Source organism: Vibrio sp. Vb0304, assembly GCF_033338995.1.
GTDB lineage: Bacteria > Pseudomonadota > Gammaproteobacteria > Enterobacterales > Vibrionaceae > Vibrio > Vibrio alginolyticus.
In genome coordinates this window covers 590174-606887 of the sequence record NZ_JAWOTT010000001.1, presented here as the reverse complement: position 1 = coordinate 606887, position 16714 = coordinate 590174, and the positions used below count along the sequence as shown (strand labels likewise).

Below are 16714 nucleotides of genomic sequence, written 5' to 3'. Positions count from 1 at the left end.
GACAAAAAAGAGTCAGCCTAACGGTCTGGCTCTTTTGAATGAAAAAATAGTCTGGTGGGAGAACTTGTAAGGCTGTGGCAGGTTACACTCACTTACTCCTTAGGCAGGTGACCAGTTTCCTTCGCAAGCTTTTGCATCGCCTCGGCAAACGTTGTTGTCCCGCCTTTAGCTTTAAGCTGTATTACCTTATATCCCAACTTTTCCAACGCTTGGCGCTCTGCCAAAACAGCTTTGTCATTGTGTTGGCTACCTTGAGCTGGCTGATGAATGTAGCATCCCTCTAGTTTACCATCTTCGACCAATTGGTGATGTTTCAGTGCATCGATATCAAAATTCATAATAAGTCTTTTCATTAAGAGTGGGAGTTTCTGTGGCTAGTTACATACGCTTCAAAGGCTTCACGACACTATCTAAGCCTTCAATTTTGAGCGCTAAACATAGCTTGAGCAAATCCCCTAGCTCGCCGCTTGGCCAGCCCTTTTTATCAAACCACAGTAAGTATTCTTCAGGCAGGTCGATTAACACTCGCCCTGCATATTTCCCAAATGGCATTTGCATTCTAGCGAGTTTAATGAGGTTTTCTTTTTCTAACATAAGTGACAGAGAGTTAAGGTAACTCGCCCAAGGGTAACACTGGTTCTCCCTCCTCACCAGCAAATCGCAGTCACGTTTATTTTTGGCGGCCTTGACTCGCTTTATGCTAGAGTACGCGGCATAAAAAATGAGAACGAGAAAGCAATGAAGTCACCTTGTCGAGCAGCATGTAAAAATAACGCCGGAATATGCTCTGGTTGTCACCGAACGATGGATGAAATCATCCAATGGAAAGACAAAACCGATCTCCAACGAGATGCGATTATCGAACAAATCGCAGGAGAAGATTCAACACACAGTTGTCCTGAATGCGGGACTCAAGCCCATTGTGATATCGCCGCAGGCAAAGAGACATGCTGGTGCTTTACTATTGAAACCCGTGATTTACCCAAGCCAAGCGCCAACCAGCTGTGTTTGTGCCGAAAATGTCTAGAAAAAAAGCCAGTCGCGTAATACGACTGGCTTACTGATCATCGTTTTCTGACTGGTGTTTATTTAGCGGTTAAAGCGGACGCTTCAAACTTAATGCCTTCCCACCCTGTCACCATAAAATTACGAATATTCTGGTGATCGCTGTTCTCTGGATGCTGCAATACATCTTCACGATAAAAACGGCCAAAGCAGGCTAGCGTCGCTTCTTTGTCTAGGTTGTTTAGCAAACCGAAAGCGAAGATCTTACACGAACCGTTGTTCTCGCCTGCATTGTTTTGTGTCTCACCATTTACAAAAGCGGTTGGCTCAAACGTATAGTTATCTTCGATCACCGCCATCGTTGCTTCAAATTCGACCTGCTCTGGTGACGCTGCCAATAAATCTAAAAACGATTTTAATTCCATTATTCCTCTATCCCTACCTCATCATATTGATGACACATTAGTTTCATAAAAAGCCAATATAAGAGTCATCAATCATACATATATTCAGAGCCTTACCAAATCACACGTCATTCAGCGCTCTATCATTCCAGTTGCGGAAATGGACAGCAGCATAAAACCCATGCTGATTGACAACCTATCGGATTGATAAGGAGATATCATGATCACCCCTTTAAAGGCAATCGGTGCACTCGCATTGTCATCACTTGCCATCGCGTGTTCATCACAACCCGAAGATACCGTGGCTTCATTCGCTACACAATGCAAACCTACCACTGCGCCCGTTACTGGGGAAACTTCAATTCAAGGGTTAACGTTTATCGGGACATCCGTTGCTGATGCTCCATTCGATACATCGGCAGCTGAAATCGTGAGTTATGACGCCTGTACAGATAAGCTCTATGTGGTGAATGCTCAAGCAAAACGTATCGATGTACTTTCTATGGATGACAACGGCGTACCAACGCAAAGCGCATTCATTGATCTCAACAGCGCTGGCGAAGCAGCGGGCATTGAAATTGGCGCAGCAAACAGTGTCGCTGTATTCAATGGTTTGGTAGCTGTTGCGATTGAAAACAGTAATAAACAAGCGAATGGTATTGTTGGCTTGTACCGCTCCGGCGATTTGTCATTAGTCACGACTTTCCCAACAGGCGCATTGCCAGACATGGTTGGCTTCTCAAAAGATGGCCGATACATCGCAACCGCTAATGAAGGAGAACCAAACAGCGATTACAGCATTGACCCTGAAGGTAGTATCACTTTGATCGATCTGAGCCTTGGTGTTACTCAAGCAGAAGTAACACAAATTGGCTTTAACGAATTTGATGGTTCACGAAAAGCAGAGCTCCCAATGAATGTGCGTATTTCGGGGCCAAACGCCACCATCGCACAAGATCTAGAGCCTGAATACCTCACTTTTGCAGATAACGGTAAAATCTATGTCGCGCTACAAGAAAATAACGCCATGGCAATCGTCAATCCAGAGAGCAAATCGGTAGAAAAAATTGTTGGCTTAGGTGAGAAGTCTTGGTCGGGCGCTAAACTCGATGCATCCAACAAAGACAAAATCATTGGGAACTTGAAAAGCTACCCACAACTGGTTGGCTTATTTATGCCTGACACTATCGACAGCTACTCAGTGAATGGGAGTACTTACATCGTATCTGCAAATGAAGGCGACGGGCGTGAGTACGGATTCAAAACCACTCAAGAACTGTGCGACAAAGCTGGCTTTATGTGGGATGAAGACGATTACCTTGGTACAGATGAATACACATCTGAGCAAGGGAGCTGTTTAAGCCATATTGATGAAGTGCGCGGTAAGAAGCTGAAAGTAGCAGCAGAACACCCATTGGCAGAGGCACTAAAAGACAACAAACAACTCGCGCGTTTAAAAGTGATTAAGCCGGAACAAACGCTTTCTGCACAAGAGAATGTTCAATCATTTGGCGCGCGTTCATTCTCGATTTGGGATGAAAACGGCAAGTTGGTCTTCGATAGTGGTGACGATTTCGCGACTATCGCGCTGCTGAATGAAGGCAAGAACTTCAACAGCACCAACGATAACAATAATAGTGGCGATGACCGAAGTGATGATAAAGGTATTGAGCCAGAGGCGATTGAAGTAGCACAAATTAACGGTCGTCATTACGCGTTTATCGGCTTGGAGCGTCAAGGCGGTATCATGATTTATGACATCACAGACCCGAAACAAGCGCAGTTTATGCATTACGTAAACCGCCGTGATTACAATCAGCCAGTATGTACAGAAGTCGAAGATGGCGAATGCATGAACGACACATACAATCCAAAAGCAGGCGATTTAGGTCCAGAATCCATTAATTACTTTACCCGTAATGGTGGTCATTTTATCGCCGTTGGCAATGAGGTATCGGGCACGACATCCGTCTTCCGAATCAATCTATAAAGTAATGTAAAAGTCATTTAGAACCAAAACGCCCGACGTAAGCCGGGCGTTTTTTTGTATGAGGTAATGTCCTACTCTGCCGATGCTAGCGCGTCACACTTTGATGCGCAGATAAAATCGTTTTTATGCAGACCTTTGATAGAGTGACTCCACCACGTTACGGTAACCTTACCCCATTCCAACAAAATAGAAGGATGGTGGAACTCATCTTCTGCCAGTTCCGCGATTTTGTTACTGAAAGCCCATGCTTGTTTGAAGTTCTTAAATTTATACACCTTTTCTAGTTGAGGTATATCTTCTCTTTCAATGATCTGCCAATCAGACAATTGCAGAAGCAGAGACTGTTGCTCTTCTTTGCTTAGTGCAATGGCATCGATACTACAAGCTTCGCATTTTTGTTCATTCAACATGAGCAGGTTCCTTTGGTTCAAAAAGTGGAGGAAGCAGTCCAGCTTCAATCGCTAGATCGGCTTGTTTCAATAAATTTAACTGACTGATTTTAAAAAGTTGAGAAAAGTCGTCAATCACGTAGTACTTCGGTTGCATGATGTCGATACGATAAGGCGTTCTCAGCACTGTTTGTAATTCAAATGGGTCGCGAATTGCTGCATCACTCTCTAATGCGTAGAGGGTTTCGCCAGGAGATGAAAGAATACCACCACCGTAAATTTTGGTTTTGTCCCCTTCTTTCACCAAGCCAAACTCTACGGTAAACCAGTAGAGGCGAGCGAGATAGGCTCTTTGTTTTGGGGTAGCGGCTTGCCCTAGTTGACCATAATGCTCGGTAAATGCAGCAAAGTCTGGGTTGGTTAACATCGCGCAATGACCAAATATTTCGTGGAAGAAATCTGGCTCCTGTAAGTAATCGAACTCATCTCTTGTACGCAAGAATGTGGCGACTGGAAAGCGCTTATTACCGAGTAGATTAAAAAATCGGTCGAAATCAATAAGCGCGGGAACGGGCTCCACTTGCCAACCTGTTGTCTCCATCAAGACACGATTAATTTCTGGTAACTGAGGAACGCGGTCTTGAGGTAAATCAAGCAGCGTCAAACCGTGTAAATAAGCCTCACAAGCTCTGTTTTGGATCACACCCATTTGTCGTGTTACCAAATCTCGCCAAATGGCGTCTTCTTCACGGCTCCATTCAACCCTGCCTTCCTGGTTTACGGGTTTAGAACGATACTGGGTCATGGCTCACCTCCATTAACAAATCCTTTACATTAAGCCTATCTGTAGTCTTAAGAGCTTCCAATCCCTACGCGACTTTCTCAGCATCATCCCGATGTAACATATTGTTTACAATGCATCGTAACTGCATGATTTTTATGACACGATATAATATCTGGCTTGTTTGACTTTATCGTGTATTCCTCTCAAACTAAAACCTGTTATCACTTTGTTATAGAGGGACCTATGCGCGAGAGCAGCAAAGTATGGCAACCGAGCGAAAGTCGTATCGAAGAAGCCAACATTACACAGTTTATTGAACACATTAATCGACAAGGAAATACCCTTGAAAGCTTCGCTGATCTGCATCAATGGTCACTCGATCATGTAGAAAAATTTTGGCAGGAAGTTTGGCTATTCTGCGACGTCATTGGCACTCAGGGAGAGACCATAAAAGAGCGAGCAGAAAGTCGCTGGCAGCAACCTGTTGAAAATAGGGATATAAAATGGTTCCCAAACGCGCAAATTAACTACGCCGAAAATTTGTTAACCTACGCGTGTCACCAACCCGATGATCTCGCGATTTGGTTTGAAAATGAACGTGAAGAAAAACAGACCTACACCTGGAAACAATTGTGCGAAGAAGTTTCGAGTGTGCAGCAATGGTTGAAAGAATGTGGAATTAAGCAAGGTGATGTCGTCGCTGGGTATTTACCTCACCTACCTCAAACGGTGGTAGTCATGCTAGCAACCAGTAGTTTGGGGGCGACCTGGACTTCCACCTCACCTGATTTTGGCGTCGAAAGCGTTTTGGAACGCTTTGGTCAAGTGAAACCCAAAATCCTGTTTACTTGTGATGGCTATACATTCAATGGCAAAACTTTCGATATGTCTGAGAAAAACCAGCATATTGCGGATCATCTTGATGGTCTTAAACAAGTTTGCCAAATTAGCTACCTTAAACCACACATTTTTGAATGCGATGTCTGCACCCAAGATTGGCAAAACGTCCTGAATCAATACACACCCGAAGCGCTGACTTTTACTCGTGTGAATTTTAACGATCCGCTATTTGTGCTCTATTCTTCAGGCACAACAGGCAAACCGAAATGCATCGTCCATTCCGTCGGCGGAACGGTGCTTAATCACTTGAAAGAGCATCAACTGCATTGCGATATTCAACCGAACGACCGAGTGTTTTACTACACAACCTGCGGCTGGATGATGTGGAACTGGCACGTTTCTTCACTCGCGAGCGGTGCATGTTTGGTGATTTTTGATGGTAGCCCTGTTTACCCCACTCATAATGTGCTCTGGGACCTCGCAGAACAAGCCGAAGTGACGCTATTTGGAACCTCAGCAAAATACCTAGAGGCGCTGGAAAAAGCATCTTTTTCTCCGCAGAAAAGTGATGCATTTTCAAGTCTGAAAACCATTTGTTCGACTGGCTCTGTTCTGTATCCAGAACAGTTTGATTATGTCTATCAGCACATTAAAGAAGATGTACACCTCGCCTCGATTTCTGGCGGAACAGACATTTGTGGCTGCTTTGTATTAGGCAACCCTATTTCTCCCGTTTATCGGGGAGAGTGCCAATCAGCAGGGTTAGGGGTCGATGTCCGAGTCTTTAACCCACAAGGTAATAGCGTAATGGGAGAGCGCGGTGAGTTGGTTTGCGCCAATTCATTACCCAACTTCCCTGCTGGCTTTTGGAACGACACCGGTGAGAGATATCATCGTGCTTATTGGGATAAATTCGACAATATTTGGCACCACGGCGATGATGTTGAACAGACCCGCGTTGGGGGATACGTATTTTATGGTCGAAGTGATACCACGTTGAATCCTGGTGGCGTAAGAATCGGCACGGCCGAAATCTATCAGCAAGTGAACTGTATAGACGGTATTCTAGATTCGATCGCAGTAGGAAAAGAAGTCGATCGCAACGAACAAATATGGCTGTTTGTCCAATTAGTCAAAGGGGTAGAGCTCAATGACGAGATGATCGCTTCCATCAAAGCACAGCTAAAGTCTGCATGTTCTCCAAGGCATGTACCTAGTGCAATTTACGCAATAAGCGATATACCTAAGACACGCTCAGGAAAGCTGGTCGAGTTAGCCGTTAAGCAAGTCGTTAACAACCGAAGCGTCGAAAATTTAGGCGCAATAGCCAACCCTGAAGTGCTGGAGGAGATACGCAGGATAGTCGTCTCAAAATAACCTCCGAAGACTAAGTTGTTCGAGTATGTCCTTGCCTGCACCACGACGCTTGTTTAGAGCAAGTGAAGTTACATATATCCTCAGCAGATAAGAAAAAAGCGAGCTTGTTAGCTCGCTTTTGTCATTTTTTGTTCTTTATTCAGCGGTATTAGCGACGACCAAGCCCCATTAATACCGACATTGTTTTACCATCAGATGTAATGTCAAAAACGTGTTGCGATTCAACTTCAGTAAAACCCGCTTCTTTCAGTGCACGCTCAGACTTCGCAAGGGTAAAACCGTCTTGTTCACATTCTGCAATCCAATCAAAATGAACAAAATAGCCGCCGTGGTTAAGTAGAGAATGCGAGATCGTTAATGACGCGTCTAAGTCTTCCACAAACGCTAAAACTGATGATGCAACCACCAAGTCGAACTGTCCACGAAAGGCCGGATGCTGAGCGACCAAGCCGCGAGATAATGCATCTACCACAGGTTCTACGTTGACGAGCTCTTTTTTATCGAGTTCCTCAATCATGGCTTCCGATGCGTCTAATGCTACGATGTCTTTAACCATCGGTGACAATCGTTGACTTAACTGCCCTGTTCCGCATCCAAAATCTAGTACTTTAATGCCATCAAGCTGAGTTAGCTGTTGTAACTGCTCAAACACCGACTGCGCAAATTGCTCTGTTGCTGGATTTGATTCCCAGTTTTTTGCTAAGCCGTCCCAATCTTGTGCCATCGTGGCCTCCATGTTCACTTTTTGTAACCCACATAGATTACCGCAAAACCGTTAAAAGACCATAGACTTATCTAGCGGATTCGCGTTTTTTTCGATAATCTTTCATGGCTTTGGGAGCGCATCTGCATAATACCCAAATTATTTGAATTCATTTATTGGTTGTGTCAAATCATGAACTTAACTCAAGTAGAAGCCTTCTGCACCATCGCTGAGTGTGGTTCTGTTTCTGAAGCGGCAAGGCAACTCGACTGCAATCGCACCAAACTCAGTATGTCGATTAAGGCATTAGAGAAAGATCTCGACGTTGAATTGTTTAACCGAACTGGCAACCAGCTCACCCTCTCTGAAGCTGGGAAAGCCATTTACAAAGATTGCGAACACCTACTTATCATCGCACAACGGGTCAGAAAGACCTGCGCTCAAATCTCGGAAGGGTTTAACGCGGAAGTTTGGGTAGCACGTGACGACTCCTTACCTGATGATCTCTGGCAAGAATTATCTCATACATTGAATAACCGCTTTCCTTCAACAACCTTCAACTTAATCTTGGCATCCAGTGGCGACTTAGCCAACTTGGTCAGTACCCACCAAGTAGATTTTGCTTTCGGCGTTGATTATGAGCGAGTAGACGATCCTCGTATCGTATATAACCCGTTAGGCAAGATACGTATGATGTCAGTATGCAGTGTAGAACACCGCCTAAGTAAGATGCGCCGTGTCTCAGACGAAGATCTACGTAGTCAAATGCAAGCACTAATGGTGTACCTAAATGAGAAAGACAACCCTGAACTGCAACCTTTCTCGACTCGATATATTGGTTTTTCGAGTTTTGACTACATGCTGAACACCATCTTAGAAGAAGACGCTTGGGGAGTGCTTCCTGAACCATTAATCCGCCATTACCTTCGTCAGCAGAAGCTCGCCGTTATCAAACACACATACGGATTGACGCAAGAAGACTACTGTATGTTTTCACCTAACGGCCATGCTGAGCATCCTGCAATGACGTGGTTAGCTGATAAATTGAGCGAGTATTTATTTGACTTCTAAACATTTTATCAGTGAGCGTCAATTTTACTGACACCTAAAATCACAGTAAGTCATTGTTTTATAAAAACATAAATAAAAACGCATTTTTTTAGATTAGTTACTGGTCACTTTGTGGTTGCCTAAATTACCTTATGAGCGAAGAATAGTAAGGTATTAAAATTCAAAGGCATCTTTTATGTGTGACAGGACAAGCAAAAACGAAAACCGTATTCTAACCATTTCAGCCCTTTTGGCATCTGGGTTCGCTGCTGGTGGTATGGTACTTGGCTTGCTTGTAGGCTCAATTGTCATCATGTTTGACGGTGTTTACTCTTTGGTCAGTTTACTGTTAACTTTATTGTCACTGGCCGCTTCTTATTATATTAACAAGCCTTCAAAATCTGTATTCCCATTTGGAAAAGCGGTCTTAGAACCAATCGTTATTGCTATAAAAGCAGCCGTCATTTTAGTGGTTGTAAGCTTCTCTCTCTACTCTGCGATATCAGCATTGATGTCTGGAGGTCGTGAGGTCGATGCTTCTATTGCGACCTTATTCGGCATCGTGAATGTTATCGGCTGTGGTTACGCTTGGTGGTTTATGGCGAAACGCAGCCGCCGCTTCTCATCAGGCTTAATTGAAGCGGAGAAAAAACAGTGGCAAATGGATACTCTGCTAAGTGTGGCGGTGACCGTAGGATTTATCTCGGCTTGGGCTGTTTCACTAACGCCATTCTCTGAGTATGCGGTATATGCCGATCCCATGATGATGGTTTTAATGGGCTTTTACTTCCTCAAAGTACCGTTCGGTATGCTAGTAGGTGCCTTACGTGAACTACTAATGATGACACCAAGCAAAGAGCTGTGTCAGAGCGTTGGCAAAGATGTTCTTGAGATTGAAAAAGTGACTGAGCATCAATTGAAACTGGCTGGCGTAACGAAGGTGGGCCAAGAGCTACGAGTAAATGTGGACGTACATATTGATGACGACACATTGGAGCTTGATACACTAGAGCACACTCGTAAGCAGCTTATCAAGCGACTGTCGAAGCACAGATTCAAGCTTCAACTACACTTGAACGTCGCTTATTAGAGCGCCACCAAAGAGCCGTTAAAACTCAATAAAAAGCTCCCAATCTCGGGAGCTTTTTTAATTTTTTCGATTTAGTTGCTTCGTATTCGAATACAGCTCGCAAGGGAGATCTGTTCGTTGCTCACTTAAATTCTCTGATCTCGTTGGTAACTTACCCAGCCGCTTCGCGCTTCTCTTTGGTGACTAACCAACACATCAGCGAGCCCACCGTTACCATCACAACGCCCTGCCAAAAGCTATGGCTCAGAGTTACGCCAAGAATAATAGAAGAAAATAAAGCGGAAAAAATGGGCGTGAAGTAAGACAAGGTGGCGAGAAAAACCATATTGCCGCCAACGATCGCGATGTTCCATAAACCATAACCACCAGCCATTAAAGCCGCAGAAGCCACTAAGTACCCCATCGCTTCCCAACTGAATGTCATTGGTGGCTCATCGGTAAACGCATATTTGATCCAAAGCGAAACAGCTGTTGCAATGAAAAACAGGGTAATCGCATTATGTTTAGATTGCTGCTTTTGGGTTAAGTTGCAATAAAAAGCCCATATAACCGCCCCAGCAAAAGCCATAAAATATACCAGAGGGTTACTACTAACATTGGACATGATCTGAGTTATGGATAAGCCATTCTCACCGCTCACAGTCCAAGCAACCCCAACAAACGCCAGCGTAACTGCTGGATAAAGCAACCAGTTTGTTTTTTTATTGCTGCCAAGGACCGCAAATAAAACCGTCAGTGCGGGCCAAAGGTAGTTGACAATCGACACCTCAATTGCCTGCGCGCGCGAGTTGGAATATCCCAAAGATAAAGCGAGAAATATTTCATAACAAACGAACATCGCACCACCAAGCACAAGATACTTGGGAGAAAAGTAAGACAACTTTGGAATACCGACCACGATAAGAAGGAAAACAGAGCTAAGAGAGTACAACATGGCTGCCCCGCCTACAGGACCTAAACTCTCCGTAACCAACCTCGCGATGCCAAGCAGACAACTCCAAGAGAGAATCGCGATACAACCATAAAGTGTGAAACGAAATTGCACTGATTTCATGTGACCTACCACTCACGAATGCCAAAGGAAACGTCAGCTTAACTCAAAAATGATCAGGTTCAACGTACTGTTTTATAAAAATCAGTATAAAAATCATTCTATTAAGCCGTTGGAGTTGATATGAAACATTTTCTGCCCTCTAGTGTTATGCTTACACCCTTTGTTGTGCGCTACTATGATGAAGATGACGACGAGAGTGAAAACGTTAAAACACACTCGGAAACGCATGGTCTAGATAGCGAAGAGCAATCTAAGGAACGTTCAGAGTAAAGGAATCCAAACATGAAAAAAGTCGCAGTCATTTTAAGTGGTTCAGGCGTTTACGACGGTTCTGAGATCCACGAAGCAGTGTTGGCGCTCTACGCCATCGAGAAAGCAGGGGCAACTTGGCACTGCTTTGCACCTAACATTGACCAACTCCACGTCATCAATCACCTAACTGGTGACGAAATGGATGAAGCCCGTAACGTACTGATCGAATCAGCTCGTATCGCACGCGGAAACATTGACGATGTTGCCAAACTTAACGTTGATGAATACGATGCCCTACTGCTTCCAGGTGGATTTGGTGCTGCGAAAAACTTAACCGACTTCGCCGTTTCAGGTGCGGAGTGCTCCATTAACACACACGTAGCTCAAGCTTGTCGCGCGTTTGCTAATGCGAAAAAACCAGCTGGCTATCTGTGTATTTCTCCTGTCATTATTCCGATGATTTATGAGCAAGGCGTGAAAGGAACGGTAGGCAACGATGAGGCAGTCTCAATAGCATTTAATCAAATGAGCGGTGAACACACCACGTGCCCTGTCGAAGACATCGTTTTTGATGAAAAACACCTCGTACTTTCAACCCCTGCTTACATGTTGGCAGAGAATATCTCTCAAGCGGCTTCAGGTATCGAAAAGTTAGTATCAAAACTGATTAAAATAGCTTAATTATTAGTAGTTAGCTTATAAAACACTTCCCTATCCCCATTGATAATTAAGTTATTAATGGGGATTTTTTATACTTTAGTCGAATTTAGAGATATATCCGCGTCAGAAGTCAATTTCTGCCAATCGTTTACGTCCATAGTTTCATATTTGTTCTACTTTATATCAGTGTTGCACTTATACGCAGTGCAACAAGATCACTGTCACAGTTTTTCTATTGCAAGTACCTCTAAGTAGGTAAACTTGCTTCAGATCAACTTCAATCTGGAAACGAATGTGCGACAGTAAATGGCAAATTAAGAAAGATTATTAAAAATAACGACGGAGCTATCCAATATGACAAGTGCATTTTTTATCCCTACGGTAAACCTAATGGGCGCTGGTTGTTTGAAAGACGCAGCAGACAGCATCCAATCTCAAGGCTTTAAAAAAGGTTTGATCGTTACGGATAAGATCCTTAACCAAATCGGTGTAGTCAAACAAGTTCAAGACCTTCTCACTGAGCGCGATGTAGCAACCGTTGTGTTTGATGGTACTCAACCAAATCCAACTATCAGCAACGTTAACGACGGCTTAGCACTTCTTACTGATAACGAATGTGACTTCGTTGTCTCTCTAGGTGGTGGTTCACCACACGACTGTGCGAAAGGTATCGCGCTTGTTGCTTCTAACGGCGGCAAAATCGCAGATTACGAAGGCGTAGACCAGTCTGCAAAACCAATGATGCCACTTATCGCAATCAACACGACGGCAGGTACTGCATCTGAAATGACGCGTTTCTGCATCATCACTGACGAAGAGCGTCACATCAAGATGGCTATCGTTGATAAGCACACAACACCGCTTATCTCGGTAAACGATCCAGAGCTAATGCTAGCTAAACCTGCTTCGCTAACTGCGGCAACAGGTATGGATGCCCTAACTCACGCGATTGAAGCTTACGTATCTATCGCAGCAACACCAATCACTGATGCGGTAGCAATCAAAGCGATTGAGCTTATCCAGGCTTATCTACGCACAGCAGTGAAAAACGGTGAAGATCTAGAAGCTCGTGAACAAATGGCATACGCGCAGTTCATGGCGGGTATGGCATTCAACAACGCGTCTCTAGGTTACGTACACGCAATGGCACACCAGCTAGGTGGTTTCTACGACCTTCCACACGGTGTTTGTAACGCGATTCTTCTACCTCACGTACAGCGCTACAACGCGCAAGTATGTCCTGAGCGTCTACGTGACGTAGCAAAAGCAATGGGCGTAAACGTAGAAGGCATGTCTGCTGAAGCAGGTGCAGCGGCAGCAATCGACGCTATCGTTACTCTAGCGAAAGATGTGGGTATCCCAGCAGGTATTAAAGAGCTTGGTGCGAAACTAGAAGACATCCCAACACTAGCAGACAACGCACTGAAAGACGCTTGTGGTTTCACTAACCCTAAACAAGCAACTCACGAAGAAATCTCTAAGATCTTCGAAGAAGCGATGTAATCTCGCTAACTAAACAATTCTCTAGCCTTAATTCAATCCCCGATTTCGTATCGGGGATTTTTTACATTCATATACAAGTGAATCTCTGCCAAACATAGTCTTTTAGTGTTAGCTTTTAAGTATTAACACGATTCATATTGGAAGGAACCATGAGAACGATTGCTGCTACCCTACTCGCTTGTTTATCCTTTTCTGCCAACACTGCCGAATACCGCGCCAACGAAGTGGCGAATGGATTTCAGATCCCTTGGGGGATCGAGTTCTTAGATAACCAACGCGTTATCGTCAATGAAAAAAACGGTACGGTTTCGTTGCTGGATATCACCACAGGCAAACCTCAAAAGCTGTTTAACGTCCCCAATGTGAACACCAGTGGACAAGCCGGCTTATTGGATGTTGCGCTCGCACCGAATGCCGATAAGCAAAACCCGCAACTCTTCTTTACCTACAGCAAGCGCACGAGTAAAGGCAATACGGTGGCGTTAGCGACGGCGCAATTGCAAAACAATCAACTTGTGGGTTGGAACGATCTCTTTGTTGCTGATGCCATCACCGACACAGGGCGTCACTACGGCAGTCGACTTTCATTTGTTGACGACAAAGTTTATTTCTCAATCGGTGACCGTGGCGAACGTGATAATGGGCAAGACACTCAAACCCATGCTGGCAGTATTCTGCGCCTTAACCTTGATGGTTCGGTTCCGCAAGACAACCCATTCAAACCTTCCCAAGCTCTTCCTGAGATATGGAGTTACGGGCACCGCAACCCGCAAGGTATGTTTTACGACGAAGCAACAAAACAGCTGTGGTCTATTGAACATGGACCACGCGGCGGCGATGAAATTAATCTAATCAAGAAAGGCGCGAACTACGGCTGGGCTAAAGTCTCTCATGGTAAAGAATATTGGGGACCGTTGGACGTCGGTGAAGCTAAGTCGTTACCGGGAATGGAAGATCCAAGACTGGTATACATCCCTTCTATCGCACCAAGTAACATGATTTTGTACCGTGGCGATAAATACCCAGAGTTGGACGGAAAGATCCTCGCTGGTGCATTGAAACTGGCACACATCAACGTGGTCTCTATTGAGAATGGCAAGCTCACCGAATCAAAAAGATTGATGGAGAATCTTGGTGAACGAGTAAGAGATATAACCATCAGCCCCGATGGCTATATCTATTTTTCTACCGACAGCGGCAAAATCTTTCGTCTTGAGGAGAAATAGTTTTCTCTTAAGAGCTAGTCAAAAAAGCTAGCTCTTTAAACTCACTGCTACCGTTTCATTGTCAAAATCGAGCGTCATGGTCGAGCCCAATGGAACGGTAAGCATTGGGTGGGTATGACAGCTGTCAAAGTCATACAAAATTGGCAGTGGTTGACCGTTAAGTACTTCTAGTAACACGTCTATAGGTGCTCGTCCTGTGCCTTTATCATTGAACTTTTCATGCTTGCCGAGCACAACCGCACCAACTTTATCAAACACACCAGAGAGCTTGAGCAGCGCAAAAGAACGTTCGACCGTTTCAATGCCCTGCAAACAATCTTCCACTAGCAAAATATCGCCTTGTTCGATACTCGGCATAAACTTACTTGCCCAAATACCCGCCATGGTATTGAGGTTGCCACCAATCAAACGCCCTGTGATCTTGCCTTCACCTTTGAAGTGCCACTGGTTTTGCAAGGTCTGTTTCGCGCGGTCTTGCCCGCCCCACTCTATCCATTCATCTGTCCACCCTAGTGGCATTGTGTATTGATGATCCAAGCCGACTAATGTATTCACTATCGATTCGAACGAAGCGAAGGTCTCGTCCACCAATGGCGGGAATTCACCCAGTGACGCCACCAAAGCAGGACCATAGAAAGTGACGATGCCGGTTTGTGCGTAAATGCCCATAAGCAAAGCTGTCACATCCGAATAGCCAACAATGATCTTGGGATCTTTCTTCAATGCCTCGAAATCAATGTAAGGCAGCAATGAGTTACTGTTGGAACCACCTATGGTCGACATAATACAGCGCACTTCAGGGTCACGAATCAGCGCATTCAATTCTTCTACTCGCTCTTGAATCGAACCCGAGCGATATTGGTCAGTTTTGCCCGTTAAGCTACCTGCTTTTAGCTGGTAACCATGGGATTCCACATACGCTTTGGCACGTTCAAAACGCGCAGGTGCGAACACCGTGGCTGGAGAGGATGGCGAGAAAAAGCCGATGGTGTCGCCTTTTTGTAATGGTTTAGGAATGATCATGCGCGTCCTTGTTTTGTGATACATGGTTGATTTATTTTCGTACAATCTAAGCAGGAGAATCTAAACTTAACAATAACCTTTTGTTTTTTAAAACGATAGTTCGGTTAAGTTGTACGAGGTCATTATGATTCCATTCCCTTTACAGCTCGATAAAATTAAAGCCGTGGTGTTTGATTTAGACAACACCTTGGTGAGTTCTGATATGAACTTCGGCGAATTGCGACAACAGCTAGGTTGTCCGCAGAGTGAAGATCTATTGGATTTTGTCGACGCACTTGAGCACCCTCATCATCGAGAGCACGCTCATAACGTGATATTTGATTACGAGATTTCTGATGCTGAGCAGTCTGCTCCAATGATTGGCTGCCATGAATTGCTCGCCCACTTACATCAAAATGAAATCAAAACCGCTATCGTGACGCGCAACTGTCAAATCGCCACGCAGCGCAAACTAGAACACAACCAAATCTCAGTGGAACGAGTCATCACTCGTGAATGCTTCCCGCCCAAGCCAGACCCTTTGTCTCTACAGGTGTTGGCAAAAGAGTGGCGTCTGATGCCGGATGAAGTGCTTTATGTCGGCGATTACCTTTACGACTTACAGGCAGCGTATAACGCACAGATGCCCTCTTGCCTTGTGCGCCATGGGAATCAAGAAACCTTCAATGACTCAGCCTCGTTGGCGCTTAATGAACTCAGCGATTTACTGAGCCATTTCCAATCCTTACCACGCAAATAAAGCACACAAAAAAAGGGGCACCAACGTGCCCCTTATGACTTATTCCCGATTGTTTCATGCGTTCCCAAGGATTGCTTGGGTGATGCGCTGCTTAGCCTTGTAGATAAGCGTTAAGCATCCACATTAATTTTTCTTGCTCACGGATGTAGTCACCCATCAATGCCGCTGTACCTTCGTCATCTGCTTCACCCGCGTTTTGTAGAATCTCACGCTGTTTTAGAAGTAGAACGCTAAAGCCTTGAACCAGACCTTGTACACACTCCTCACCAGAAGTCGCGTTTTGATGTTCTTTAATTTCACTTGCTTCCAAGTAGTTGCTGAATGCGTGCGCTGGCGTATGCCCCAAAGTTAGAATACGCTCTGCAAGCTCATCGATTTTTGTTTGTAGATCAGTGTAGATCTCTTCAAATTTTACGTGCAGTTCGAAGAATTGCGCACCTTTAATGTTCCAGTGGTAACCGCGAGAGTTCATGTACAACACTTGGTAATGCGCTAGCAGTTGATTTAGCTGTTGAGCTAGTTGTGCTGATTGTTCGCTGTCTAGACCAATTAGGCTTACTTGTTTGTTCATAATCTTGCTCCTAGAAGGATGATACCAATCGTAGTAACGAACGATTCTCTTACC

Annotated in this window: 19 protein-coding genes; 10 read left to right on the top strand and 9 right to left on the bottom strand. The window is 44.6% G+C overall.

From position 1 onward, the window contains the following. Positions 1–92 precede the first annotated feature (92 nt). On the bottom strand, positions 93–338 hold the full coding sequence (locus tag R7P35_RS02650; protein ID WP_033906842.1) for a hypothetical protein: 246 nt from the start codon (positions 336–338) through the stop codon (positions 93–95). A gap of 40 nt (positions 339–378) precedes the next feature. Further along, positions 379–594, bottom strand: coding sequence for a DUF3820 family protein (locus R7P35_RS02645; RefSeq protein ID WP_005375557.1), 216 nt, complete (start codon positions 592–594; stop codon positions 379–381). A 144-nt stretch (positions 595–738) separates the two neighbouring features. Between R7P35_RS02645 and R7P35_RS02640 the strand changes: the two genes are divergently transcribed. Further along, complete coding sequence (locus tag R7P35_RS02640) at positions 739–1047, top strand: cysteine-rich CWC family protein (protein WP_080276966.1); 309 nt, start codon at positions 739–741, stop codon at positions 1045–1047. Between the two features lie 38 nt (positions 1048–1085). Here R7P35_RS02640 and R7P35_RS02635 read toward each other — a convergent pair whose 3' ends face one another. After that, positions 1086–1430 carry a HopJ type III effector protein gene (locus tag R7P35_RS02635; protein ID WP_005375560.1) on the bottom strand — a complete coding sequence of 115 codons (345 nt, stop codon included), beginning with the start codon at positions 1428–1430 and terminating at the stop codon, positions 1086–1088. Between the two features lie 199 nt (positions 1431–1629). Here R7P35_RS02635 and R7P35_RS02630 point away from each other — a divergent pair, with 199 nt between their 5' ends. Beyond that, positions 1630–3399 carry a choice-of-anchor I family protein gene (locus R7P35_RS02630; RefSeq protein ID WP_025768448.1) on the top strand — a complete coding sequence of 590 codons (1770 nt, stop codon included), beginning with the start codon at positions 1630–1632 and terminating at the stop codon, positions 3397–3399. Between the two features lie 71 nt (positions 3400–3470). Here R7P35_RS02630 and R7P35_RS02625 read toward each other — a convergent pair whose 3' ends face one another. Continuing rightward, positions 3471–3809 (bottom strand): 4a-hydroxytetrahydrobiopterin dehydratase, encoded by a 339-nt coding sequence (locus R7P35_RS02625; protein ID WP_005375563.1) that lies wholly within the window; start codon positions 3807–3809, stop codon positions 3471–3473. Beyond that, the gene (gene phhA / locus R7P35_RS02620) at positions 3799–4593 is read right to left on the bottom strand and encodes a phenylalanine 4-monooxygenase (protein WP_005375564.1); all 795 of its coding nucleotides are present in this window, start codon (positions 4591–4593) and stop codon (positions 3799–3801) included. Before phhA ends, R7P35_RS02625 begins: the two co-directional genes overlap by 11 nt. Before the next feature lie 222 nt (positions 4594–4815). Between phhA and R7P35_RS02615 the strand changes: the two genes are divergently transcribed. Then, positions 4816–6789, top strand: coding sequence for an acetoacetate--CoA ligase (locus R7P35_RS02615; protein ID WP_025768449.1), 1974 nt, complete (start codon positions 4816–4818; stop codon positions 6787–6789). A gap of 148 nt (positions 6790–6937) precedes the next feature. Here R7P35_RS02615 and R7P35_RS02610 read toward each other — a convergent pair whose 3' ends face one another. Then, positions 6938–7513 (bottom strand): class I SAM-dependent DNA methyltransferase, encoded by a 576-nt coding sequence (locus tag R7P35_RS02610; RefSeq protein ID WP_017821100.1) that lies wholly within the window; start codon positions 7511–7513, stop codon positions 6938–6940. Between the two features lie 171 nt (positions 7514–7684). Here R7P35_RS02610 and R7P35_RS02605 point away from each other — a divergent pair, with 171 nt between their 5' ends. After that, complete coding sequence (locus R7P35_RS02605; protein ID WP_053307827.1) at positions 7685–8563, top strand: LysR family transcriptional regulator; 879 nt, start codon at positions 7685–7687, stop codon at positions 8561–8563. 175 nt (positions 8564–8738) lie between these two features. Next, positions 8739–9632, top strand: a complete 894-nt coding sequence (locus R7P35_RS02600; RefSeq protein ID WP_205461365.1) for a cation diffusion facilitator family transporter — start codon at positions 8739–8741, stop codon at positions 9630–9632. 151 nt (positions 9633–9783) lie between these two features. Here R7P35_RS02600 and yddG read toward each other — a convergent pair whose 3' ends face one another. Further along, entirely contained in the window at positions 9784–10686 is a 903-nt protein-coding gene (gene yddG, locus R7P35_RS02595; RefSeq protein ID WP_065275390.1) for an aromatic amino acid DMT transporter YddG, read from the bottom strand. A 120-nt stretch (positions 10687–10806) separates the two neighbouring features. On the opposite strand from yddG, the gene R7P35_RS02590 reads away from it, so the two are divergent. From R7P35_RS02590 to R7P35_RS02575, 4 genes are all read left to right on the top strand, one after another. Then, positions 10807–10956 carry a hypothetical protein gene (locus tag R7P35_RS02590; protein ID WP_165439042.1) on the top strand — a complete coding sequence of 50 codons (150 nt, stop codon included), beginning with the start codon at positions 10807–10809 and terminating at the stop codon, positions 10954–10956. Between the two features lie 12 nt (positions 10957–10968). Continuing rightward, positions 10969–11619 carry an isoprenoid biosynthesis glyoxalase ElbB gene (gene elbB, locus R7P35_RS02585; protein WP_205461363.1) on the top strand — a complete coding sequence of 217 codons (651 nt, stop codon included), beginning with the start codon at positions 10969–10971 and terminating at the stop codon, positions 11617–11619. Positions 11620–11952: 333 nt separating this feature from the next. Further along, positions 11953–13101, top strand: coding sequence for an L-threonine dehydrogenase (gene yiaY / locus R7P35_RS02580; protein WP_042521463.1), 1149 nt, complete (start codon positions 11953–11955; stop codon positions 13099–13101). Positions 13102–13250: 149 nt separating this feature from the next. Further along, positions 13251–14327: a PQQ-dependent sugar dehydrogenase gene (locus R7P35_RS02575; RefSeq protein ID WP_205461361.1), complete on the top strand. Its 1077-nt coding sequence runs from the start codon at positions 13251–13253 to the stop codon at positions 14325–14327. Positions 14328–14354: 27 nt separating this feature from the next. On the opposite strand, the gene R7P35_RS02570 is transcribed toward R7P35_RS02575, so the two are convergent. Continuing rightward, complete coding sequence (locus R7P35_RS02570; RefSeq protein WP_205461359.1) at positions 14355–15350, bottom strand: S66 peptidase family protein; 996 nt, start codon at positions 15348–15350, stop codon at positions 14355–14357. 124 nt (positions 15351–15474) lie between these two features. On the opposite strand from R7P35_RS02570, the gene R7P35_RS02565 reads away from it, so the two are divergent. Then, positions 15475–16089: an HAD family hydrolase gene (locus R7P35_RS02565; RefSeq protein WP_054866642.1), complete on the top strand. Its 615-nt coding sequence runs from the start codon at positions 15475–15477 to the stop codon at positions 16087–16089. A 91-nt stretch (positions 16090–16180) separates the two neighbouring features. Here R7P35_RS02565 and R7P35_RS02560 read toward each other — a convergent pair whose 3' ends face one another. Then, a complete protein-coding gene (locus R7P35_RS02560; protein WP_005388254.1) occupies positions 16181–16660 on the bottom strand; it encodes a Dps family protein in 480 nt (159 codons plus the stop codon). Between the last annotated feature and the right edge of the window lie 54 nt (positions 16661–16714).